The 22,847-nt window shown below is 58.7% G+C and carries 19 protein-coding genes; 11 read left to right on the forward strand and 8 right to left on the reverse strand.

Features of this window, described 5'->3' with window-relative positions; translation table 11 throughout:
• Positions 1-21 precede the first annotated feature (21 nt).
• Entirely contained in the window at positions 22-804 is a 783-nt protein-coding gene (gene rpsB / locus C7964_RS06070) for a 30S ribosomal protein S2 (protein WP_110278789.1), read from the reverse strand.
• Between the two features lie 202 nt (positions 805-1,006).
• Positions 1,007-2,419, reverse strand: a complete 1,413-nt coding sequence (locus C7964_RS06075) for a HupE/UreJ family protein (protein ID WP_286163801.1) — start codon at positions 2,417-2,419, stop codon at positions 1,007-1,009.
• Between C7964_RS06075 and C7964_RS06080 the strand changes: the two genes are divergently transcribed.
• From C7964_RS06080 to C7964_RS06100, 5 genes are all read left to right on the forward strand, one after another.
• The gene (locus C7964_RS06080) at positions 2,418-3,218 is read left to right on the forward strand and encodes a DUF4198 domain-containing protein (RefSeq protein ID WP_286163802.1); all 801 of its coding nucleotides are present in this window, start codon (positions 2,418-2,420) and stop codon (positions 3,216-3,218) included. The genes C7964_RS06075 and C7964_RS06080 overlap by 2 nt on opposite strands.
• 38 nt (positions 3,219-3,256) lie before the next feature.
• Entirely contained in the window at positions 3,257-4,150 is an 894-nt protein-coding gene (locus C7964_RS06085) for a PfkB family carbohydrate kinase (protein ID WP_110278790.1), read from the forward strand.
• A complete protein-coding gene (locus C7964_RS06090; protein WP_110278791.1) occupies positions 4,147-5,052 on the forward strand; it encodes a pseudouridine-5'-phosphate glycosidase in 906 nt (301 codons plus the stop codon). The genes C7964_RS06085 and C7964_RS06090 overlap by 4 nt, the downstream gene beginning before the upstream one ends.
• 80 nt (positions 5,053-5,132) lie before the next feature.
• Positions 5,133-5,858, forward strand: coding sequence for a DUF502 domain-containing protein (locus tag C7964_RS06095; protein ID WP_110278792.1), 726 nt, complete (start codon positions 5,133-5,135; stop codon positions 5,856-5,858).
• A 3-nt stretch (positions 5,859-5,861) separates the two neighbouring features.
• Complete coding sequence (locus C7964_RS06100; RefSeq protein ID WP_110278793.1) at positions 5,862-6,464, forward strand: LysE/ArgO family amino acid transporter; 603 nt, start codon at positions 5,862-5,864, stop codon at positions 6,462-6,464.
• Here the strand turns inward: C7964_RS06100 and C7964_RS06105 are convergent.
• Together C7964_RS06105 and C7964_RS06110 are read right to left on the reverse strand one after the other, a co-directional pair.
• On the reverse strand, positions 6,457-7,488 hold the full coding sequence (locus tag C7964_RS06105; protein WP_110278794.1) for a patatin-like phospholipase family protein: 1,032 nt from the start codon (positions 7,486-7,488) through the stop codon (positions 6,457-6,459). The genes C7964_RS06100 and C7964_RS06105 overlap by 8 nt on opposite strands.
• Positions 7,485-8,258 (reverse strand): 3-hydroxybutyrate dehydrogenase, encoded by a 774-nt coding sequence (locus C7964_RS06110; protein ID WP_110278795.1) that lies wholly within the window; start codon positions 8,256-8,258, stop codon positions 7,485-7,487. Before C7964_RS06110 ends, C7964_RS06105 begins: the two co-directional genes overlap by 4 nt.
• A 269-nt stretch (positions 8,259-8,527) precedes the next feature.
• On the opposite strand from C7964_RS06110, the gene C7964_RS06115 reads away from it, so the two are divergent.
• On the forward strand, positions 8,528-10,342 hold the full coding sequence (locus tag C7964_RS06115; RefSeq protein ID WP_110278796.1) for an extracellular solute-binding protein: 1,815 nt from the start codon (positions 8,528-8,530) through the stop codon (positions 10,340-10,342).
• 85 nt (positions 10,343-10,427) lie between these two features.
• Here C7964_RS06115 and C7964_RS06120 read toward each other — a convergent pair whose 3' ends face one another.
• Complete coding sequence (locus tag C7964_RS06120) at positions 10,428-11,051, reverse strand: helix-turn-helix domain-containing protein (RefSeq protein WP_110278797.1); 624 nt, start codon at positions 11,049-11,051, stop codon at positions 10,428-10,430.
• 65 nt (positions 11,052-11,116) lie between these two features.
• On the opposite strand from C7964_RS06120, the gene C7964_RS06125 reads away from it, so the two are divergent.
• From C7964_RS06125 to C7964_RS06135, 3 genes are read left to right on the forward strand one after another with little or no spacing between them, the layout of a single operon-like run.
• The gene (locus C7964_RS06125) at positions 11,117-12,613 is read left to right on the forward strand and encodes a class I adenylate-forming enzyme family protein (protein ID WP_110278798.1); all 1,497 of its coding nucleotides are present in this window, start codon (positions 11,117-11,119) and stop codon (positions 12,611-12,613) included.
• A complete protein-coding gene (locus C7964_RS06130; RefSeq protein WP_110278799.1) occupies positions 12,600-13,244 on the forward strand; it encodes a DsbA family oxidoreductase in 645 nt (214 codons plus the stop codon). Before C7964_RS06125 ends, C7964_RS06130 begins: the two co-directional genes overlap by 14 nt.
• Positions 13,241-14,455, forward strand: coding sequence for a multidrug effflux MFS transporter (locus tag C7964_RS06135; protein ID WP_110278800.1), 1,215 nt, complete (start codon positions 13,241-13,243; stop codon positions 14,453-14,455). The genes C7964_RS06130 and C7964_RS06135 overlap by 4 nt, the downstream gene beginning before the upstream one ends.
• 47 nt (positions 14,456-14,502) lie before the next feature.
• Here C7964_RS06135 and mfd read toward each other — a convergent pair whose 3' ends face one another.
• Positions 14,503-17,955, reverse strand: coding sequence for a transcription-repair coupling factor (mfd, locus tag C7964_RS06140; protein ID WP_110278801.1), 3,453 nt, complete (start codon positions 17,953-17,955; stop codon positions 14,503-14,505).
• A 38-nt stretch (positions 17,956-17,993) separates the two neighbouring features.
• The gene (locus tag C7964_RS06145; RefSeq protein ID WP_110278802.1) at positions 17,994-18,518 is read right to left on the reverse strand and encodes a hypothetical protein; all 525 of its coding nucleotides are present in this window, start codon (positions 18,516-18,518) and stop codon (positions 17,994-17,996) included.
• 125 nt (positions 18,519-18,643) lie between these two features.
• Between C7964_RS06145 and hemB the strand changes: the two genes are divergently transcribed.
• Positions 18,644-19,642 (forward strand): porphobilinogen synthase, encoded by a 999-nt coding sequence (hemB, locus tag C7964_RS06150; RefSeq protein WP_110278803.1) that lies wholly within the window; start codon positions 18,644-18,646, stop codon positions 19,640-19,642.
• A 158-nt stretch (positions 19,643-19,800) separates the two neighbouring features.
• Complete coding sequence (locus C7964_RS06155; RefSeq protein ID WP_110279435.1) at positions 19,801-20,358, forward strand: lipid-binding SYLF domain-containing protein; 558 nt, start codon at positions 19,801-19,803, stop codon at positions 20,356-20,358.
• Here C7964_RS06155 and C7964_RS06160 read toward each other — a convergent pair.
• Positions 20,355-22,766 (reverse strand): GcvT family protein, encoded by a 2,412-nt coding sequence (locus C7964_RS06160; protein ID WP_110278804.1) that lies wholly within the window; start codon positions 22,764-22,766, stop codon positions 20,355-20,357. The two genes, C7964_RS06155 and C7964_RS06160, sit on opposite strands and share 4 nt — an antisense overlap.
• Between the last annotated feature and the right edge of the window lie 81 nt (positions 22,767-22,847).

Here is a 22,847-nt window from a genome sequence, read left to right on the forward strand (position 1 = left end):
TGCCCTACAGTTTTATGACGCTTACTCGGCTGTCGCGGCTTCGGCGGCTGCGTCTTCAGCAACCACTTCCTCAACCAGCTCTTCCAGCTCGCCCATATCAACGCCTGCGGCGCCCATCTGTGCGGTCATACCGTCAAGTGCCGCGCGAGCAGCCAGATCGGTGTAGAGTGCGATGGCGCGTGCCGCGTCGTCGTTGCCGGGGATAACGTAGTCAACACCAGCAGGCGAACAGTTGGTGTCAACGACAGCAACAACCGGGATGCCCAGCTTGTTGGCTTCGGCGATGGCCAGATCTTCTTTGTTCACGTCAATGACGAACAACAGGTCAGGAATGCCGCCCATTTCGCGGATACCGCCCAGCGACGCCTGCAGTTTGCCCTGCTCACGCTCCATGCCAAGACGCTCTTTCTTGGTCAGACCGGCAAAGCCGTTTGCGGAAGCTTCGTCGATCGCTTTCAGACGGTTGATGGACTGCGAAACTGTCTGCCAGTTTGTCAACGTGCCACCCAACCAGCGGTGGTTCATGTAGAACTGTGCGGATTTCTCTGCGGCTTCCATGATCGGCTTTGCTGCCTGACGCTTGGTGCCGACGAACAGAACGCGGCCGCCTTTGGCGACAGTGTCACGGATGACTTGCAGCGCCTGGTCCAGCATTGGAACAGTCTGTGTCAGGTCCATAATGTGGATGCCGTTGCGCGAACCGTAGATGTACTGATCCATCTTGGGGTTCCAGCGGGCGGTCTGGTGACCAAAGTGTACGCCTGCTTCAAGCAGCTGACGCATGGAGAACTCGGGAAGAGCCATGTCGTTTTCCTTTTCCGGTTTCAAGCCTCAGCGGGGGATCAGCGTTGTGCCAACCGGTGGATCCTTTGGGATGTCTCCCCATCGGACCCGCCCCCGCCTGCGGGATTAAGTGAGCGCGCTATAGCGGGGGTAGATGCGCTGCGCAAGCCTTAGGATGCCTCCGGCGGGCGTTTTTAAGGGCAAGATGCGATGCAGACCCGCATTATATGCCCGTGAGCGTGCCGTATGATCGCGCAATGAACCAGTAAAGGCCAATCGCGGCGATCACGACCGAGGCCGGAACAGCCACAAAAAGGCGGTAGGCGTCGATCCGGTCACGCAGCACAATCGAGATACTGCAAAGCACCGCCATTGCGACAAATGTAACAGCGAAAAGCAGCGCAGGCGTATCGAGGATCAGAAGCGGAGATGCCAGCACCGCAGGAACCTGCGCACTGTCGAAGACGATCAGGACCACGCCGATCACGGCAAGGAAGCCGTAAAGCGCCAACCCGCGACCGATTTCATTCGCGCCACGATCAATGCGCAATGCCTGCCAGACAAAAAAGAACATCGCCGCGATGACGGCAAGCTGTCCCACTTCGACGCCCACGTTAAAGCCGATCAAGGCCGCAACAAAGGTTTCTTCCGGCAGACCGAATTCCGCCAGCACCGATGCAAAGCCAAGCCCGTGCAACAGTCCGAAAATGAAGATCACGAAAGGCCGCCATGGGCTGATGCCCTTGGTGAATATGTTCTCAATGGCGACATAGGCGATAGACAGCGCAATCAGCGGCTCGACGATATCAATAAAGGCAATACCAAAGGCACCTTGGGTGAAATCATCAACAAAATCGGTATAGCCAAGGGCTGCTGCCGCCAGTGTGATCGTGTGTGCCAGCGTAAAGAGCGACACCTGCAACAAAAGCGGCCGGAACCGTGCCGCCAGAAAGAACAGCCCCAATACAAAAAGGATGTGATCCAGACCCTTGGGAACGATATGGTCGAACCCGACAGGGATATAATTGGCAAAGGTGACCCACCATGTTGTCTGTCCGCCACCCGCAAGCGAGATCTGATCCGACAGCGCACCACCGGCCAGATAGCCGTCGTAAGGCAGAGGCACATCCATTTGGCGCAAAACCAGTACGCCAAATTCGGGCGCCCACCCCATTTGCACGGTTTCCGCCCCTTCCGGCAGGGTGGCGCTGAATTCAAAGACGGAAAAGCGCACGACCTCGACATTGCCCACCGGTTCCACCGCGACTGATCCGAAGATCGGCACCAAGGGCGTGCCATCTGCCGTCAGGGTGATCCCTTGGGCCATCTGCGGCCAGAAGGCCTCGAACTGCGCGGCAAGCTCGGCTGCCGGAAGCGCGCGCAAGTTATCATAAATCTCGGCGCGGTCGCTTTCATTTATGTCCTCTGTTTCGGACAGGTTTACACCGGCGATGAAGCTTTCGATGTTCGCGCGGATTTCGAAACGCAACTCGCCATCGACAGCGCGCATATCGGCGATCGCAGGGATCACCTCATGGGCCTGCGCAGTTGACAGTGTCGTGAACCAAATGAGGACAGCGCTTGACAACAACCGCAGAAAGGCCACCCTCACGCGAGTAAAAGGGGAAATATCCATGCGCATTCTTGCCTTCGCTTTCATCATGTTTGCAGTACCTGCAGCGGCCCACGAGTTCTGGATTGAACCAACCGACTATCAAGTGGAGGCCGACGGTAGTCTTGAGGCAAATATTGTCAATGGGGAAGAGTTTGCAGGCGTTAAACTGGCCTATCTTCCGCAGCGCTTTGTGAATTTCGTTCTTTTCGCCGCAGACAGCTCGGCCCGCGTGACCGGTCGTACCGGTGACACTCCCGCCTTGCAGCAGGATCCTGTGGCAGAGGGGCTGAACATCGCGGCCTATCAGGCGAACAATGCAACGGTGGATTACGAGAACTGGGAAAAGTTCCAACGTTTCGTGGATCACAAGGACTTTGGCGATGTGCTGTCCCAGCATGAGGCGCGTGGCCTGCCGCTCGAGAATTTCACGGAGGTCTATTCCCGTCATGCCAAGACCCTTTTCGGTGTCGGCAATAGCGAAGGTGCGGATCGCCGCGTTGGACTGGAGACCGAGATCGTGGCCCTGACAAATCCTTACACAGATGATCTGAGCGAGGGATTTCAGGTGCAGGTCTATTACCGCAATGATCTGCGCGCCAACACGCAGGTAGAGGTCTTTGAGAAAGCCGCTGATTCACGGGTTTCAATCTCGCTTTACCAAACCGATGAGAACGGGATTGCCACTTTCCCCGTGCGCCCGGGCTACAGTTACATGGTTGACGCAGTTGTGCTGCGCGCACCCAGTGAACGCCTTGCGGAACAATCCGGTGCGGTCTGGGAAACGCTCTGGGCAAACCTGACGTTTGCTGTCCCGCAGTAGGGCTTGCTCTGGGCGCGGCTCTCGGTCAGAAGACCGGTATGACCAAGACATCTGATATTTTATGCATAGGGTCCGTCCTGTGGGACGTGATCGGGCGCGCTGCCAGCCACATGCGCGTGGGCTCTGATGTGCCGGGCCGGATCACCCGCCTGCCCGGCGGTGTGGCCATGAATATCGCGATGACCCTGCGCCGCTTTGATATGACGCCCGCCCTGCTGACCACTGTTGGCCGCGATGCGGAGGGCGAGGAACTGATGGGCGAGGCGAACCGCATGGGGATGATCTGCGATTATGTGTATCGCTCGGAAGATCTTCCCACGGATGTCTATATGGCAATCGAGGGGGCCAACGGGCTGGTCGCGGCCATTGCCGACGCGCATTCGCTCGAAGCCGCTGGCGAAAAAATCCTGCGACCGATGGCCGATGGCCGCTTGGGATCGGCTGAAACCCCTTTCGCGGGGATTGTTGCCCTTGATGGCAACCTGACCGAAGAGTTGTTGCAGATCATTGCAATCTCACCGCTTTTTACCGCCTCTGATTTGCGTGTCGCGCCTGCATCCCCCGGCAAGGCCGAGCGGCTTTTGGCGCTTGTCGGTCATCCCTCAGCGACGCTTTATGTGAACCTTGAAGAGGCGGGGCTGCTCTGCCAGACCGCATTCGAGACATCCGCTGATGCCGCCGCAGCCTTGATCAAACGTGGCGCCCACCGTGTTCTGGTGACCGATGGTGGCAAGTCCGCATCCGAAGGCACCGCAGGCGATATCATCACGCAAACTCCGCCCGCCGTCATGGTCACGCGCGTGACCGGCGCAGGCGATACCTTTATGGCCGCGCATATCGCGTCAGAGGCGCAAGGCATGGACCGTGCAGCCTCCCTCACCCGCGCCTTGAACGCCGCCGCCACCTATGTTTCCGGAGAAACACCCCTATGATCCCGATCCACTACAGCACCGAAGTCGCCGCGGCCCGCACCGCCGGCACAGCCATTGTGGCCTTGGAAAGCACCATCATCACCCACGGTATGCCTTTCCCGCAAAATGTGGAAACCGCACGGCTGGTTGAAGACGACGTGCGCGCCGCCGGTGCGGTACCTGCGACAATCGCCGTGCTGGACGGCAAGCTGCACGTAGGGCTGGAGCCCGAGACGCTCGAAGCATTGGGGCAGGCCCGGGATGTTGCCAAACTGTCGCGTGCCGACATGGCGGCCTGCATCGCAACGGGTGGGACAGGAGCAACGACAGTTGCCGCAACCATGATTGCCGCACATCTGGCAGGTATCCATGTCTTTGCGACAGGCGGGATTGGCGGCGTGCATCGCGGGGCGGAACTGAGTTTTGATATCTCTGCTGATCTGCACGAATTGGCGCAAACCCCTGTCACAGTTGTCGGTGCGGGCGCCAAGGCCATTCTTGATCTGCCGAAAACATTCGAAGTGCTGGAAACACTGGGTGTTCCTGTGATTGCCTACGGGCAAGACCGCTTGCCCGCTTTCTGGTCTGCCAGCTCTGATCTGCCTGCCCCTTTGCGGATGGATACGCCCGAAGACATCGCCACGTCCCAGCAAACCCGCACCGCAATGGGCCTGCAGGGTGGACAGCTGGTGGCCAATCCGATCCCGAAAGCAGATGAAATTCCCGCCGAGGTGCTGCATCCGATCATCACGCAGGCCCTGCAAGAGGCCGAGGCACGAGGGATCACCGCCAAAGCCGTCACACCCTTCCTGCTGGGACGTATCTTTGAATTGACCGAAGGCCGTTCGTTGACTGCAAATATTGCACTTGTGCGGAACAATGCGCGGTTAGCTGCACAAATTGCCATCGCAATGACGAAATAGCGCCAGCACGGTCCGATGACTGCTTGCTGCAAGGCCGCGCAACACCTAAGTGTTCGGCAAGAGAGTCCGAGACCATCAAAATGATCGACCCACAATCAGACGACAAGCGGCGCCACAAGCCGGGCATCATTGCCAGATTGCGCAGTAATTTTCTGGCGGGTCTGATCATTGTGGCCCCTATCGGGTTGACCATCTGGCTGATCTGGACGGCTGTCGGCTGGGTCGATAGCTGGGTCTGGCCCTTTATCCCGCAAGCCTATCAGCCCACCGCGCTTTTGAATGGCCTCTTGGGGCTGGAAGGCGAAGACCAGATCGAGGTCAACGTCCGCGGTGTTGGCGTTGTGATCTTCCTGATCTTTACCATCATCGTCGGTTGGGTCGGCAAGGGGCTGATCGGGCGTTCGTTTCTTGGTATCGGGGAACGCTTTGTCGACCGGATGCCGGTTGTCCGGTCCATCTACAACGCGGTCAAACAGATTGCGGAAACGGTCTTTTCGCAGCGCGAGACATCATTCGACAAGGCCTGTCTCGTCGAATATCCGCGCAAGGGCATCTGGGCGATTGCCTTTATCTCGATCAATGCCAAGGGCGAGATTGATACCAAACTGAATGATGGTGAGCCGTTCGTCACGGTCTTCCTGCCGACCACACCGAACCCCACTTCAGGGTTCCTGCTGTTCCTGCCCAAACGCGACATCAAGGAGCTGGACATGACGGTCGAGGACGCAGCCAAGCTCGTGATTTCGGCTGGACTTGTTTATCCAAACGACAAAACCGCTCTGCCCGTCACGAACCCAGCTGCGTAACACATGATCGCGGCTGCGCTGACCGGTTTTGCGACGGCATTTGCCTTGATCCTTGCGATCGGGGCACAAAACGCCTTTGTCTTGCGGCAGGGCCTGTTGCGGGCGCATGTCTTCTGGCTTTGCCTGCTTTGCGCGGCCTCTGATGCGATCCTGATCACGGCAGGTGTGCTTGGTTTCGGGTATATCGTCACGCTTTATCCGATGCTGCCACAGATCATGGCCTGGGGCGGTGCCGCGTTTCTTGCGGTTTACGGAGCGTTGCGCCTGTGGGCGGCGTGGCAAGGCGCATATACGTTGCAACTGGCCGGCAAAAGCGCAGGTCTTTGGGCCACACTGGCAACTGGTGCTGCCTTTACGTGGCTGAACCCGCATGTCTATCTTGATACGCTTGGTCTTGTGGGTGCGATATCCACGCAGTTTATTGATCCGATCGAAAAGACAGCTTTCGGGATCGGGGCGGTCACTTCGTCGTTCGTTTTCTTCTTCAGCCTTGGTTATGGCGCGCGCCTACTGGCCCCTGTCATGCAATCCGCAAGGGCATGGCGGATACTTGATATCCTGATCGGGGTCGTGATGTGGGCGCTGGCAGTCAAACTTCTCAGTTGAACATCTCGGTCAGATTGACCGAACTGCGTTTGCCGATGTCCTGCTTGTGCTGCGCAAGGAATGCATCCGCCGCCGCTTCGCCCGCTTCTTTCAGGCGCGCTAGGATCACGGGTGTCGGGATGGTTTTGGTGGCGACATTCAGCCCGTTCATCAGCGCGTCATCCGCGATCATATGCACCAGCACGTCCTTCATTGTCCCGCGTTTGATCGACCCGTCGGCCAGCAGGCGTTTGACGAAATCAATGGCGCGCAATTCCCGCAATAATGAGCTGTTGAAGCTGATTTCATTGACGCGGTTTTCGATGGACTGGCTGTCCATCGGCAGCTCTTCTCGGTAGAGCGGATTGATATTCACAATCAGAATATCGTCCGGCAAGTCACTGGCAAACAATGGAAAAAGCGCGGGATTGCCTGTATAGCCACCATCCCAGAACGCCTCGACCGTGCCGGTCTGCGGGTCCTCGAATTCCACGGCCTGAAACAGGCTGGGCAAACAGGCAGAGGCCATGATGACTTCGGGCATGATTTCGTCACCTGTGAACACGCGGATCTTGCCCGAGCGCACGTTCGTGGCACAGATGTGCAATGCGGGGCCGGTGCCGGCGCAGACCGCATCGTAGTGGAATTTCTTCACGATCTTGGCCAGAGGGTTCTGCATGGCGGGGCCGTAGACATAAGGTGAAAACATCCGCGTGGTCATGTCAAAAGCCGTATAGGCAGGCGAATACTTCAGTGCCTTGGCCCAGAGTTCGGCCGTAGGCGATGCAGCCCCGATCCACGGGGTAAATTGCGGATCAGTGACCGCGCCGATCTGTTTCCAAAGCCAATCAAGGTTCTCCAACGCGCCCGCACGCCCGTTCTCGACCCAGCCGGATTTGAGCGCCGCTGCATTCAGCGCCCCGGCCGATGTGCCGGAAATGGCGGCAATTTCGATATCTTCGTCCTGCAACAACCGGTTGAGAACACCCCAGGTGAAGGCGCCATGCGCGCCCCCGCCCTGGAGTGCCAGATTGATCCGCTTCACAGGGCCGTCCAGCCGCCATCCACGCTGATGGTGGTGCCGGTGATCTGTGCTGCCGCATCCGAGCACAAGAAAACCGCTGTGCCGCCCAACTGTTCGGTGGTCGCGAATTCCTTGGAGGGCTGACGTTCCAGCATGACGTTCTTGATCACGTCCTCGCGGGACATGTTGTATTCCTTCATCGTGTCGGGGATCTGTGCCTCGACAAGCGGTGTCAGCACATAGCCCGGACAGATCGCGTTGCAGGTGATCGGATCGCGCGCTGTTTCCAGACCGATGGTCTTGGTGAACCCTACGATGCCGTGCTTTGCGGCGACATAGGCGGATTTATAGGGTGACGCCGTCAAACCATGCGCCGAGGCGATGTTGATGATCCGGCCATAGCCGCGTTCGCGCATCCCCGTTACGGCGGCAGCGGTCGTGTGGAATGCCGATGTCAGGTTGATCGCAATAATCGCATCCCATTTGGCAGTGGGAAAATCCTGCACCGGTGCAACGTGCTGGATACCGGCATTATTGACCAGAATATCGCATCCGCCAGCCGCCACGATCAGGCGGCGGCAATCCTCGCCTTTGGACATATCGGCCTGCACATATTTGGCCTCAACCCCTGTCACATCCGCGATTTCAGCGGCAAGCGCGTGATCCTCTTCCGTGTCGGTGAAAGAGTTCAAGACGACATTCGCCCCCGCCTTGGCCAATTCGCGCGCGATTCCAAGGCCGATGCCCGAGTTCGATCCGGTAATAACGGCGGTTTTTCCTGTCAGGGACATAGTTTGGCTCCGATTCTGCTGCGTTGCGACTCACCTTATATGCTGCAACTGCGAAAGCCACGATACGGTTGCGTGAGCCATAAAAAAAACGCCCGCACAAGGCGGGCGTAAAGTTATTGAGGCAGGTTTCATACAGGCAAGAAACCTATCGAGCAGTGCCCTCTTTATAAGCAATCCCTTGCCCGCCTCCAAGCTAAAAGTTTGAAAAGGTTGGTAACCCTCTCTACGATCCGGTGATAAGAGCAAATGAGGCCGCAGGGAGCACCAAAATGAGACGACTTTCGCGCAGCGCGATCCGCAGCACCGCCATCGCATTGGTGCTGGGACTGGCAGGGCAATCAGCCTTTGCCGAACCCCGCCATGGCATAGCTATGTATGGCGATCCTGCCCTACCACCGGATTTTGTGTCCCTCCCCTACGCCAACCCCGATGCGCCCAAAGGCGGGCAGATCGTTACGGCAGAGGTCGGCAGCTTTGACAGCCTCAACCCGTTTATCCGCAAAGGCTCGACTCCATGGCAATTGCGGTTCTTCTTGGGCGAGAGCTTTATGGGCCGCTCTTTGGACGAACCCTTCTCGCTTTACGGCGTTCTGGCCGAATCGGTCGAGACAGGACCGAACCGCGAATGGGTGGAATTCACCCTGCGCGAAGGGGCGGAATTCTCGGACGGGAGCCCCGTGACCATCGAAGACGTGATGTGGTCCTATGAAACCTTGGGCACCGTCGGCCACCCCCGCTATCTGGGTTTCTGGGCAAAGGTCGCCAGTATGGAACAAACCGGCGAACGGTCCGTGCGGTTTACCTTCACCGAAGAAGACCGCGAATTGGCCTTGCTGGCAGGCCTGCGCCCGATCCTGAAAAAGGCGCAGTGGGACGGCATCGACTTTGCCGAAAGCACAACCGAGGTCGTGCCGATCACATCCGCCCCCTATGTGATTGCCGATTATGATCCGGGTCGTTTCGTCTCGCTGCGCCGCAATCCCGATTACTGGGGTGCGGATGTGCCGTTCCGTGTGGGCACCAACAACATTGATGAGGTCCGGCTGGAGTTTTTCGGCGATGAAACCGCCGCGTTCGAGGCTTTCAAGGTGGGCGAGGTGAATTCCAACCGCGAATTCAACGTGGCCCGTTGGGAAAGCCAGTACAATTTCCCCGCCGTGCAGGACGGTGATGTGGTTTTGTCAATTCTGCCGCATGAACGCCCATCGGGGATGACAGGGTTTGTCATGAACACCCGCCGCGACCAGTTTGCCGATTGGCGTGTGCGCGATGCGATGATCCATGCCTTCAACTTTGAGTTCATCAACGAGGCGATGACAGGATCGGCCCAGCCGCGCATCACCTCCTATTGGTCCAACTCGCCCCTGGGCATGTCACATGGCCCCGCAGAAGGGCGCGTTGCGGAATTTCTGGCACCATTCGCCGCCGATCTGACGCCCGGCACGCTTGAGGGTTATGCCCTGCCCGTCAGCGATGGATCCGAGCGCAACCGTGCAGGCACCGCTGCGGCCCTTGCGCAGATGGAAGCCGCAGGCTGGACGGTGCAGAACGGCGTGATGGCCAATGCCGCAGGTGAGCCTTTTACCTTTGAAATCCTGCTCCCGCAGGGTGGTTCGGAAAATCAGGCGATCATCGACATGTATACGGAATCGCTCGCACGGATCGGAGTTTCTCCCACCGTTGCAGTGGTGGATAGCGCACAATTTGCCGAACGCACCGATGCCTTTGATTTTGACATGACCTACTACCGGCGCGGTGTGTCGCTGTCGCCCGGCAACGAACAATATGTCTATTACGGCTCAGAGGCCGCCGACACGCCCGGTGGCAGCAACCTGATGGGTGTCAAATCCCCTGCGGTGGATGCGCTGATCGGCCGTTTGCTGACCTCGGAAAGTCAGGATGATTTTGTTGCAGCCGTCAAAGCACTCGACCGGACCTTGACCGCTGGCCGCTATGTGATCCCGATTTATCAGTGGAATATCAGCCGTCTTGCCCATGCCAAAGAACTGAAATTCCCCGAAGAACTGCCGATCTTTGGCGACTGGCCGGGCTGGCAGCCCGATGTCTGGTGGTACGAAGAATAGCAACGCGATAACTGCCGGAGACCTGCGCGCTGCGCGCGACTCTCAGGCCTCCGGCGGGGATATTTCCGGGCCAATAATAACGGCGCTAGCTGAGGGAAGTGACCCAGAGGATCGTTGCATCCTCGGCACTGATTGAAATCACGTTGTGCCCCATGGCCGCATCGTAATAGGCGCTGTCGCCGCGTTTTAGCTCGATTGGTTCGTAAAACTCGGTGTAGAGCCGGATGTGGCCGGTGAGCACATAGAGAAACTCTTCGCCGTCATGGCGTACCCAGCCGTCAAAATCCTCGATCTTGCGCGCACGGATACGGGCACGGTAGGGCAGCATCTTCTTGGTCGTCAGCGCCTCGGCCAGCATCGCGTGTTCATAGGTCGTTGTGACCTTTGCGGTTTCCTCGCCGTTGCGTGTGACCGCCATACGCCCGTTGACCTGCCCCTTGGAGGGCGGTGTGAAGAGCTGTGGCACCGAAATCTCAAGCCCGACGGCCAGTTTTTTCAGCGCGTCATAGGTGGGTGACATCTGGCCGTTTTCGATCTTGGACAGGGTCGAGCGTGCAAGCCCCGCCTGCTGTGCCGCCTGTTCCAGCGTCCAGTCGCGGGCCTTGCGCAGTTCACGCACACGCGCGCCAAGGTCAAGCGGTTGTGCGACGCTTGCTTCGCCGCTTTCCCGCGCGACGCGGATCATATCTTTGGGCCCGTTGTCTGTCATGCGCTTCCTATTAAGCAGACCGCATGCATCTTGCAACAGCACCGAGGTGTGGGTAGCGGTGAGACATGCTGTCGCTTGTGCAATCAGATAGGTATCCCCCCGCCCCGCGCCGGTTCAACATGGCCGCCCATGTGCTGGGCCATGCGGATCGTCTGGGTGACAAGACCGCCCTGTGCATCATGGATGCAGCAGGCAATGGTGAACGGTTTGACTATCGGACCCTCAAACAGGCGATCCTTGGCACCGCAACGGGCCTTTTGCAGCACGTCCGTCCTGACGAAAAGATCATTCTGCAACTCGGGAACACGCCCGAATTTCCGATTGCTTTTCTCGGTGCGATTGCTGCCGGAATTGTGCCTGTGTCACTCTCCAGCGCGCTGACAGAAATCGAGTACCGAGAGGTCGTTGACACAATCCGCCCTGCCCTTGCCTTACGCAGTATCAACAAGGCGGACATGGCCCTCTTGCGCGCCTTCCGCGACCTTCCCGCAGCCGACTATGCCATGGGCGACCCTGCGCGCCCTGCATTTATCATCTACACCTCAGGCACGGGCGGGAGGCCAACACCTGTGGTGCACGCACACCGTGCGATCTGGGCGCGCCAGATGATGTGGGACGGCTGGTACGGGCTGCGCGAAGATGACCGTATGCTGCATGCGGGCGCTTTTAACTGGACCTATACTTTGGGCACCGGATTGCTGGATCCTTGGGCGACCGGCGCGACGGCACTGATTCCTGCACAGGATATCACACCAGCCCAGTTGCCCACGCTTATGCAGGCCCACAAGGCCACGATTTTCGCAGCAGCGCCGGGCATCTACCGCAGGCTCTTGCGCGCGGCCATACCGGCGCTGCCATATTTGCGCCACGGCCTCTCCGCTGGCGAAAAAATGGCACAGCCCGTCAGAGACGCATGGCACGAAGCAACGGGCAAGCCGGTCTATGAGGCGTTCGGCATGTCCGAATGCTCGACTTTCATTTCATCCTCACCTGCCAATCAGGCACCGGATCACACGTCGGGATTTGTCCAACAGGGGCGCACCGTCGCGCTGATTGGCCCTGACGGGCCGGTCCCGCGTGGCACAATCGGTACAATCGCGGTCCACAAGGATGACCCCGGCCTGATGCTTGGATACCTTGACCGCCCCGATGACACCGCCGCACGCTTTCAGGGCGACTGGTTCCTGACGGGCGATCTGGCCACGATGGACGAAAACGGTGCCATCACTTATGCAGGCCGCGCTGATGATATGATGAACGCAGGCGGACACCGCGTCAGTCCGATTGAAGTGGAAGAGGCGCTGACAGCGCATCCGCTTGTTACCGAAGCCGCAGCCTGTGCTGTGCAACTGCGCACAGGGGTTCATGTCATTGCGGGGTTTTACGTGGCAACAGACGTGATAGAGGAAGAGGAACTCCGCGATTTCGCAGCCGCGCGTCTTGCCACTTACAAGATGCCCCGCCTGTTGATCGCCCGAGACAGACTTCCCCGCGGGGCCAACAACAAACTTTTGCGCCGCGTGCTGCGCGACGAATGGGAGACCACCTATGGTCAAGCTTGATATCATATCCGATCCGATCTGCCCCTGGTGCTATATCGGCAAAACGAACTTGGATAAGGCACTGGTGCAATTCCCTGACCATCCCTTCACCATCGAATGGCACCCCTTCCAGCTCAACCCCGACATGCCGTCAGAAGGCATGGACCGCCGCGCCTATCTGGAAGGCAAATTCGGCGGCAAGGAAGGCGCTGTGAAAGCCTATGCGCCCGTCGTTGCACATGCCGAAAAATCCGGCGCGCATATCAACTTTGAAGCCATCCAACGCACACCGAATACGATCGACGCCCACCGCCTGATCCATTGGGCCGGTATCGAACAGCGCCAGTCCTTTGTCGTGGACCTGCTTTTCAAAGCCTATTTCGTCGATGGCCGCGATATCAGCGATCATGAAGTGCTGGCCGATATTGCCGACACTGCCGAAATGGACGCGGCTATGGTGACAAAACTGCTCAGCTCTGATGCCGACACCGCCGACATCCGTGCCCGTGACAAGCACAGCCGCGAGATGGGTGTGAACTCGGTGCCGACCTTTATTGTCGCACATCAGCACGCGGTGCCCGGCGCGCAGCCGCCCGAAATCTGGGTGAATGTCATCAAGGACATCATGGAACAGATCGCTGCCGACGAATGAGCCAGCCACCCAAAGCCCGCGCACTGCCACAAGGCGAGTTCATCGCGTTGATGGCGATGGTCTCGGCGACAGTCGCGTTCTCGATTGATGCGATGCTGCCAGCGCTGCCGGAAATGGCGGCGGCGCTTTCACCGGATGACTTCAACCGCGCGCAGCTCATCGTCACGAGCTTTATTCTGGGGTTGGGCGTGGGCACTTTCTTTACCGGCCCCCTGTCCGATGCCTTCGGCCGCAAGCCCGTGATGATCGGGGGCACAATCGTCTATATGCTCGGCAGTGCCGCCGCATGGCAGGCCCAGACGCTTGAGGTGATGCTGGCGGCCCGTGTCCTGCAAGGGCTGGGTGCCGCCGGGCCGCGGGTAGTGGCCATGGCCCTGATCCGCGATCTTTACGCAGGCCCGCAAATGGCGCGTATCCTGTCATTCGTCATGATCATCTTCACGCTGGTCCCTGCCATCGCACCCACAATGGGGCATTACATTGTTGCAGCCTTCGATTGGCACGCGATCTTTGTGGCCTGCATCCTGTTTTCATTCATCACGACCACCTGGTTGCTGATCCGCCAACCGGAAACCCTTAGCCCTGAAAACCGCCGCCCGCTGAGCGTCAGTGCGCTCTGGCGCGCCCTGATCGAGATGTTCACCCACCCAACTGCGCGCCTTTCAATCCTGATCCAGACGTTCACATTCGCGATGCTCTACAGTATCCTGTCCTCGACGCAGCCGATCTTTGATCTAACTTACGGGCAAGGCGACAACTTTCACCTGTGGTTCGGCGGCATCGCGGTGGTGGCTTCCTCATCAGGCTTTCTGAACGCGCGCCTTGTTGTCAGGCTGGGGATGCGGGCGATCATCAAGGCGATGTACACTGCACAAATTTTCATGACGCTTCTGCTGATTGCTGTGCTTTTGGCCGGGACACCGGACAAAATCGCCTTTCCGGTCTACGTGGTTTGGGTGCTGTCGAACTTCTTTCAGGCTGGCCTGAGTATCGGCAACCTCAACGCGCTCGGCATGGAAGAAATGGGACATATGGCGGGGCTTGCCGCCTCAGTGCTCACATCGGTAGCCACGGTGGGCGGCGTGCTCATCGCAGTTCCCATCGCACTGCTTTTTGACGGCACACCCCTGCCCGCCGCGATCGGTTCATTGGTGCTGGCCTCAATCGCCCTGTGGCTGACAACGCAGATTAAACGGCCCGGCGAAACCTAGGGTCTATTACTGGCCCATAAATATCCCCGCCGGAGGCATCAAATCTCTTAGGCGCTGGCCTTGGTTTTCTTCTCATCCGCCAGTTTTTGCGCCAGATCGCGGGCGATATTGAACGCGCCCTGGATCTTGTCGCGTTCCTTGTCCCAATCGCGGCGCACAACGATCTTGTTGTCCTTGATCTTTGCCGTGCCGTTTTGTGCATGGACGAAATCAACCAGCCCTTTGGGCGAGGCAAACTTGTCATTGTGGAACTGGATCGTGGCCCCCTTGGGCCCTGCATCCAGCTTGGCAATACCTGCGCGTTTGCACATCGCCTTGATCCGCACGACCAGCATCAGCGTGTTCACCTCACGCGGCAGCTTGCCGAAACGGTCGATCAGTTCCGCAGCAAACCCTTCCAGCTCGACCTTGGTGGCAAGCTCTGACAGGCGACGGTAAAGCCCCAGACGTACGTCCAGATCGGGGACATAATCTTCGGGGATCAGCACAGGCACGCCCAGATTGATCTGCGGCGCCCATTGGCCATCGTCGATAATCCCTTCCGCCTCGCCCGACCGGATTGCGGAGATTTGGTCTTCAAGCATTTGCTGATAAAGCTCGTAACCCACTTCGCGCATCTGGCCCGATTGTTCCTCACCCAGAAGATTGCCCGCACCGCGAATATCCAGATCCTGTGATGCCAGCGTAAAGCCCGCCCCCAAGCTATCAATGGACCCCAACACGCGCAGGCGTTTCTGTGCGGTATCGGTCAGTTTCTGGCGTGGTTTGGTTGTGAGGTAGGCATAGGCGCGGGTCTTGGACCGCCCGACACGACCCCGGATCTGATAAAGCTGGCTGAGACCGAACATATCCGCCCGCCAGACGATCATCGTGTTCGCAGTCGGAATATCCAGACCACTTTCTACAATCGTCGTGGCCAGCAGCACGTCATATTTGCCGTCATAAAACGCATTCATCCGGTCATCGAGTTCACCAGCCGCCATCTGCCCCGTGGCGGATATATAGGTGACTTCTGGCACCTCGCGTTTCAGGAACTCTTCCATCTCTGCCATATCGGTGATGCGTGGCACCACGATAAAAGACTGCCCGCCGCGATAGTGTTCGCGCAGCAGCGCCTCGCGCACGGTGATGGTGTCGAATTCGCTGACATAGGTCCGGATCGCCAGCCGGTCGATGGGCGGGGTGCCGATAATCGACAGATCACGCACGCCAGAGAGCGACAGTTGCAACGTCCGCGGGATCGGCGTCGCAGTCAGCGTCAGCACATGCACATCGGTGCGCAACTGCTTGAGGCGCTCTTTGTGCTGCACCCCGAATTTCTGTTCCTCGTCGATCACCAGCAGTCCAAGGTTCTTGAACTTCACCCCTTTCGCCAGAAGCGCATGGGTGCCGACCACAATATCCACTGTCCCGCCCGCCAGACCTTCGCGGGTCAGATTTGCGTCTTTTGCCGACACAAAGCGCGACAAAGGCCGCACGTTCACAGGGAACCCGCGGAAACGTTCGGCGAAACTCTGGTAGTGCTGGCGCGCCAGCAGGGTCGTGGGCGCAATGATCGCCACCTGCACGCCTGACAGTGCGGCAACAAAAGCCGCACGGATCGCGACCTCGGTCTTGCCAAAGCCCACATCGCCGCAGATGAGGCGGTCCATCGGTTTGCCCGACCCGAGGTCTTCGAGCACATCGGCAATCGCAGCCAGTTGATCGTCGGTTTCGACATAGGGAAAGCGCGCAAGGAACTGGTCCCATAACCCATCAGGCGGGTCCAACGCGGGTGCGGTGCGCAATTCTCGCTCTGCCGCGACACGGATCAAACGTTCGGCAATCTGTCGGATGCGTTCCTTCAGCTTGGCCTTCTTGGCCTGCCACGCCCCACCGCCCAGTTTGTCCAAGAGCCCCGTCTCGTGGCCGTACTTCGAAAGTAGTTCGATATTCTCGACAGGCAGGTAAAGCTTTGATTCCTCAGCATATTCCAACAGCAGGCATTCATGGGCCGCGCCCAAAGCGGTGACCACCTCCATGCCCATGTAACGCCCGACGCCGTGATCGACATGCACCACAAGATCACCGGGGGAGAGACTATTGGCCTCGGACAGGAAATTCTCGGCGCGGCGTTTGCGCTTGGTCTGCCGGATCAGGCGGTCGCCAAGCACATCCTGCTCGGAAATCACCGTTAGACCCGGTGTTTCAAACCCGTGATCCAGCGGCCAGACCGCCAGATGCACACCACGTTTCCCGACACGGCTGAAGTCAGAAACCGTGATCGTCTCGCCGATCCCTTCGTCCTCGATCAGCCCTTCCAGACGCTCGCGCGCGCCCTCGGAATATGACGCGATCACGACAGGACCGTCGCTGAGCTTTGCCTTAATGTGGTCCGCCAAAGCACTGAAAAGGCTGATCTGTTCCTGCTGGCGCTCTGGCAAAAAGTTCCGCCCGATCCGCCCGCCTGCATCAATCACGCCAAGCCCCGTGGCCTGCTTGAGCGGTGAAAACTGCATCACGCGGCGGTTGGTCACTGCCTTGTTCCACGCGGCATCATCGAGGTAGAGCAGTTGCGGCGGCGCCGGCTTATAGACGCTGTCCATGCGGCCCTTTTGGCTCAGCGCATGCATGCGCGTGCCGTATTGGTCGGCGATACTGTCCCAGCGGGCCAGACGCATGGGTGTCATCTGGTCATCCAGTGTGACGGTTGCCTTGGGCAGGTAATCGAACAGCGTTTCGAGATCGTCCTGAAAGAACCCCAACCAGTGTTCGACGCCTGCGTGTTTGCGCCCCGCCGAAACCGCCTCGTAAAGCGGATCATCCGTACCGGCGGCCCCGAATTCAAGCCGGTAGTTCTGGCGGAAACGGGTGATCGCGGCCTCGTCGAGGATCACCTCGGATACGGGCGCCAGTTCAACTTCGGTCAGATTTTCGGTGGTGCGCTGCGTCGCCGGATCAAAGCGACGCGCGCCATCAAGCACATCGCCAAAGAGATCAAGGCGCACAGGCCCCGATTGACCGGGGGGATAAATGTCGATGATCCCGCCGCGAATGGCATAATCCCCCGGTTCCATCACAGTCGGACTTTGGGTGAACCCCATACGGACAAGGAAATGGCGCAGCGCCTCTTCGTCCATACGGTTGCCGACAGTGGCCTTGAACGCCGCCTCGCGCAGCAGGCTGCGCGCCGGTACCCGCTGCATCGCCGCCGAAAGCGTTGTCAGGATGATGAACTGCTGCGGCATCCCGTGCACCAGCGCCGCCAGCGTTGCCATGCGCGCCGCAGAAATATCGGTGTTGGGCGAGACGCGGTCGTAAGGCAGACAATCCCATGCAGGAAAGACGAAAACGGGCATATCGGGCGCGAAGAACGCCAAAGCGGCCTGCATTGCAGCAAGCCGTTTGTCATCGCGCGCGACATGCAGAACGGGTGCACCTTTGCCAAGTTCGGCAAGGATCAATTGGGCATCATACCCTTCGGGCGCGCCACTGACGGTAATATGATTGGGATCAGACATGCCGCTGACCTACCCCGCGCGCCTGCAGTGTCAACTGCTTAGAAGAAATGCTGCGCGGAAATTACCGCATACATGCCGTACATGGCCGTAAAGAACAGCGCGATCATACTGACTACCTGTGTCCAGAGCCGCACGCGAAACAGCCTTTGCACCAGGTCACGCCCGTGCAGTGGTGCTGCGTTCAACTGATGTGCCAGACGCATGTTCATCACCATGATCAACGTCAGCGGCGCGGCCAGCGCCAAAAGCCCCTGCGCTAGTTCCATACGGTAGAAGATGCTCAGGACCACAAGAACACTCAGGCTGAAGGCGACCATCATCGTAATGGCGACGCCAAGATATGCGTTCAGCTCAACAATCCGCCGGACGTTCACATCCACAAGCGCTTCAAGATCGGCCAGATGCGGGGCGTCCAGTTTGCGCGCCCGGAAAAGCACATCAAAAGGTACGCCAAGTAACCAATTGCTGGCCACGGCAAACGTGACCATCACGGCCATCCAGTACCAGAGGCTGCCAAAAGTCTGAAAATCAAGTAACCGGAGCAGCGCAATCGTCGATTCCAAGCGTCTTATCCATTTGTCTCTGCGTATTTGGCCGGAACCTAGCGCCCGGGACCGCACTTGCCCAGCCTTGTGATGGCGCAAAATCCGTGGCACCAAGAAATTCACGTCATTTGAGGCCACAGACTATGAAACCGATCGTTGCACCTTTCCCTGCCACACGTCTGCGCCGGATGCGCCAGAGCCCTGCCTTGCGCGCCTTGTCCCGCCAGAACACGCTGACGGTGGATGATCTGATCTGGCCGGTTTTTGTGATGGACGGCAAGGATGAAGAAACGCCGGTAGCATCTATGCCCGGCGTTGTGCGGCGCACGGTTGACCGCGTTGCGCTGGCCGCAAAAGAGGCGCAAGCCCTTGGCATTCCAGCGATTTGTATTTTCCCCTATACAGGCATGGAGGCGCGGACCGAGGACTGTGCCATGGCATGGGACCCCGATAACCTGACCAATCAGGCAATCCGCGCGATCAAGGATGCAGCCCCCGATATCGCGGTGATGACCGATATCGCGCTTGATCCCTACAACATCAACGGCCACGACGGTTTCGTCGAGAACGGCGAGATCGTGAATGACCGGACCGTTGAGGCTCTGGTCAAAATGGCGCTCGCACAGGCCGCGTCAGGTGCGGATATTCTGGGCCCGTCCGATATGATGGACGGACGGATCGCAGCAATCCGCACGGCTTTGGAAGCCGAAGGGCAACAGAATGTGACGATCCTGAGCTATACCGCCAAATATGCCTCGGCCTTTTATGGCCCTTTCCGTGATGCAGTGGGCGCGTCTTCTGCGCTCACGGGTGACAAGAAAACCTATCAGATGGATCCCGGCAACAGTGACGAGGCCTTGCGCCTTGTGGCCCGCGATCTGGCCGAAGGGGCCGATATGGTCATGGTCAAGCCGGGGATGCCGTATCTGGATATCTGCCGCCGTGTGAAGGACAATTTCGGCGTGCCCACATATGCCTATCAGGTCAGCGGTGAATACGCGATGTTGCAGGCGGCGGCCCAGAACGGATGGCTTGACGGAGAAAAGGTCATGATGGAAAGCCTTTTGGCCTTCAAACGTGCCGGATGTGACGGGATCCTGACCTATTTCGCACCTGCGGCGGCAAAAGTCCTGAACGGTTAATCATATTTTTGCACCCGCGCGTCCTGTCCCGCACAATTTGAAGGGCGAACTTTGGCGCGCGGGGCACCTTGAAGGGTGACACCGCTGTGATCCTGCCCTATAAAAATGTGCATAAGGGTCGAAAAACGGCCCCATCACAGGCAATAGGCGGATATATCATGAGCAATTTGACAAGGCGCAGTTTTGCGTTGGGGACATTGGCAGCGTCAACGCTGGCAGCATGCAGCAACGGCATTGGCAGCCCCGGTGGTGCGACAATTGACGCGCGCGTCGACAGCACGCTGAACGGTATGTTCCAACAGTATCCGGGCACCCGTGATCTTGCGGCGCGGGCTTCGGGGCTCCTGGTGATGCCCTTGGTGACCGAAGTCGGACTCGGTGTGGGCGGTTCATTCGGCCGTGGCGCATTGCGCGTCGGCGGGTCGACGGTTGACTATTATTCGGCCACATCCGGCAGTGCGGGTTTCCAGATTGGCGCACAGCAGTTCAGCCATGTGCTGTTCTTTATGACGCCAGAGGCTTTGATGGAATTCCGCCAAGGCCCCGGTTGGGCCGCGGGTGCGGATATGGAATACGCGTTCCGCGACCAAAGCGAAATGATCCGCGCCGAGACGACAACCTCCTTGGCTCCGGTCATTGCCGTGGTTTTTGCGCAGACAGGTTTGCGCCTTGGTGCCACGCTTGAGGGCACCAAATACACGCGCATCATTCCCTAAGCGCGCAACCGCTTTCCGGCGGGGTCAAACGGTGGCTCCGCCAGAACGACACCGCGGTGTGGCTTGCCAAGGATCATGACGTCAACAACGGTGCCTGCCGGCACGTTTTTGAGATAACCCAAGGAAAGTGATTTCTCAACGCTATAGCCGTAGGTGCCAGAGGTGACACGCCCGACCGGCGTGCCGTCCGGCAAAAAGATCGGCTCACCGCCCGATGCATCCGCATCGGTGACTTCAGTCACCTCAATGACCTGCAAAAGTTCACGCGGTGCATTGTCTTTGATCTTCAGGTAGCTGCTTTTGTTGAGAAAATCCTTCTCAACCTTGATCAGGCGATCCAGCCCCACCTCTTGCGGCCAGTATTCGGGCGAATACTCGCGGCCCCAGCTGCCATAGCCCTTTTCGATCCGGAGCGACATCAGTGCCCGCGATCCGACCGGCCCTGCGCCCAGATCACGCCCTGCCGCGAGAAGTGCCTCATAGAGCTGCAACTGATCGGCTTGCGCACAATGCAGTTCCCAGCCCAGATCACCGGTAAATGACACCCGCAGCGCGACGACATCGACGCCAGCGACCGTGATCTGTTGCGAGCGCATGAAGGGGAACGCGTCATTACTGAGGTCCGCGTCGGTCAGTTTGGCCAGCAAAGCGCGTGATAGTGGCCCCGCCACGTTGAAGCCGCACATCGTATCGGTGCGGCTCTCGAATGTCGTCCCTGCCGGCAGCGGCACCGCGTTCCAGAACCGCTGGTGATAGCGCTCTGCCGCGCCACTGCCGATGATCATGAAGGCATCCTCGGCCAGCCGCGTGACCGTGAAATCCCCTGCGATGCCGCCGTTCACGCCAATAAGTGGCGTCAGGCACGACCGTCCGACCGCTTTGGGCATATGATTGGCAAAGACGGCGTTCAACCAATCTGCGGCGCCGGGGCCTTTGACCAAGTATTTGGCGAAGTTTGATATATCAATAATCCCGGCAGCTTGGCGCAGCATCCGCGCCTCACGGCCCACGGGTGCGAACCAGTTCTGGCGGGTGAACCCATTGGTTTCGGCGACATCAGGCGCATCGGCGAACCAGAGCGGATGTTCCCAGCCGTAGTTCAGGCCAAAGACCGCGCCCATAGCCTTTTGCTTCTCATAAACAGGGCGTGTGCGGACAGGCCGTCCTGCGCTGCGCTCCTCATTGGGAAAATGGATCGCAAAACGTTTGGCGTATTGGTCGCCGACGCGGGCTTTGGTAAATTTCGCGTCCGCCCAAGGCCCGAAACGCGCCACATCCCACGCGAACATGTCATAGTCGCTTTCGCCGTTGATGATCCATTGTGCTGCCATCAGGCCCATACCACCCGATTGGCTGAACCCCGGGATAATGCCGTTGCAGCAGAAGTAATTGTGCAAATCAGGATGCGGACCGTAAAGGACGTTGCTGTCAGGTGACCAGATCATCGGCCCGTTGATGACGCGCTTGATCCCCGCCTCGCCCACAGCCGGTACGCGGGCGATGGCGCGCATCATATTGTCTTCGATCCGTTCCAGATCGTCGGCAAACAACTCATGGCCAAAGCCCTGCGGTGTGCCGTCTTCGGCCCAGAAGCGGACGTCTTTTTCATAGGCCCCGACCAAAAGGCCCTGCCCTTCCTGACGCAGATAATATTCTCCGTCACGGTCCGCGACCGAAGGCAAACGCCGGTCCAGTGCGGCAATCTGGGGGATCGTTTCGGTGACAAAATACTGATGCTCGGTCGGCAGGAGCGGCAAAGTAATGCCTGCCAGTTGGGCGACTTCGCGCCCCCAAAGACCCGCTGCGTTGATGACCCATTCGGTGTGGAGATTGCCTTTGGGCGTCTCGACGATCCATGTTCCATCCGGCTGCGGGACGGTCGCCGTTACCGGCGTAAAGCGGTGAATTTCCGCACCCCGCTGGCGCGCGCCGATGGCATAGGCGTTGGTCACCCCCGAAGGATCGACATTGCCGCCGTCGGGTTCGAACATGATGCAGCGAATGCCATCAAAATCGACCAGCGGGTGCAGGCGTTCAGCCTCGGCGCGGTCAACTTCGTGAAAATTCATCCCGTAGAATTTGGCCTTGGCGGCCTGCAAACGCAGTTGGTGTTCGCGTGCTTCGGTTTGCGCCAGATAGAGCGATCCGGGCTGGAACACGCCGCAAGACTGGCCCGTTTCCTCTTCCAATGCATTATAGAGGTTCATCGTATAATGCTGGATCCGGCTGATATTGGTGCTGTCATGCAACCCGTGGATATTCGCCGCCGCATGCCATGTAGAACCGGAGGTCAGCTCATCGCGTTCCAGCAAAACAACATCGGTCCAACCCAGTTTGGCAAGATGGTACAGGATAGAACAACCGATCACACCGCCTCCGATGACAACAGCTTGGGCATGGGTGCGCATCGGTAGAACCTTTCGTTTGATGACAGGTCCACCGTCTGCAATGGTAAGAACAAGCGATAGCTGCCGACCGACACCTTTTGT

Origin of the sequence: Loktanella sp. PT4BL (assembly GCF_003201935.1) — a bacterium.
Taxonomy (GTDB): Bacteria; Pseudomonadota; Alphaproteobacteria; order Rhodobacterales; family Rhodobacteraceae; genus Yoonia.

Bases quoted from the DNA above. Each gene is read 5' to 3' on its own strand.
- rpsB (WP_110278789.1), bottom strand. From the start codon at position 804: ATGGCTCTTCCCGAGTTCTCCATGCGTCAGCTGCTTGAAGCAGGCGTA.
- C7964_RS06080 (WP_286163802.1), top strand. From the start codon at position 2,418: ATGCGCATTCTTGCCTTCGCTTTCATCATGTTTGCAGTACCTGCAGCG.
- C7964_RS06075 (WP_286163801.1), bottom strand. From the start codon at position 2,419: ATGGATATTTCCCCTTTTACTCGCGTGAGGGTGGCCTTTCTGCGGTTG.
- C7964_RS06085 (WP_110278790.1), top strand. From the start codon at position 3,257: ATGACCAAGACATCTGATATTTTATGCATAGGGTCCGTCCTGTGGGAC.
- C7964_RS06090 (WP_110278791.1), top strand. From the start codon at position 4,147: ATGATCCCGATCCACTACAGCACCGAAGTCGCCGCGGCCCGCACCGCC.
- C7964_RS06095 (WP_110278792.1), top strand. From the start codon at position 5,133: ATGATCGACCCACAATCAGACGACAAGCGGCGCCACAAGCCGGGCATC.
- C7964_RS06100 (WP_110278793.1), top strand. From the start codon at position 5,862: ATGATCGCGGCTGCGCTGACCGGTTTTGCGACGGCATTTGCCTTGATC.
- C7964_RS06110 (WP_110278795.1), bottom strand. From the start codon at position 8,258: ATGTCCCTGACAGGAAAAACCGCCGTTATTACCGGATCGAACTCGGGC.
- C7964_RS06115 (WP_110278796.1), top strand. From the start codon at position 8,528: ATGAGACGACTTTCGCGCAGCGCGATCCGCAGCACCGCCATCGCATTG.
- C7964_RS06120 (WP_110278797.1), bottom strand. From the start codon at position 11,051: ATGACAGACAACGGGCCCAAAGATATGATCCGCGTCGCGCGGGAAAGC.
- C7964_RS06125 (WP_110278798.1), top strand. From the start codon at position 11,117: ATGCTGTCGCTTGTGCAATCAGATAGGTATCCCCCCGCCCCGCGCCGG.
- C7964_RS06130 (WP_110278799.1), top strand. From the start codon at position 12,600: ATGGTCAAGCTTGATATCATATCCGATCCGATCTGCCCCTGGTGCTAT.
- C7964_RS06135 (WP_110278800.1), top strand. From the start codon at position 13,241: ATGAGCCAGCCACCCAAAGCCCGCGCACTGCCACAAGGCGAGTTCATC.
- mfd (WP_110278801.1), bottom strand. From the start codon at position 17,955: ATGTCTGATCCCAATCATATTACCGTCAGTGGCGCGCCCGAAGGGTAT.
- hemB (WP_110278803.1), top strand. From the start codon at position 18,644: ATGAAACCGATCGTTGCACCTTTCCCTGCCACACGTCTGCGCCGGATG.
- C7964_RS06155 (WP_110279435.1), top strand. From the start codon at position 19,801: ATGAGCAATTTGACAAGGCGCAGTTTTGCGTTGGGGACATTGGCAGCG.
- C7964_RS06160 (WP_110278804.1), bottom strand. From the start codon at position 22,766: ATGCGCACCCATGCCCAAGCTGTTGTCATCGGAGGCGGTGTGATCGGT.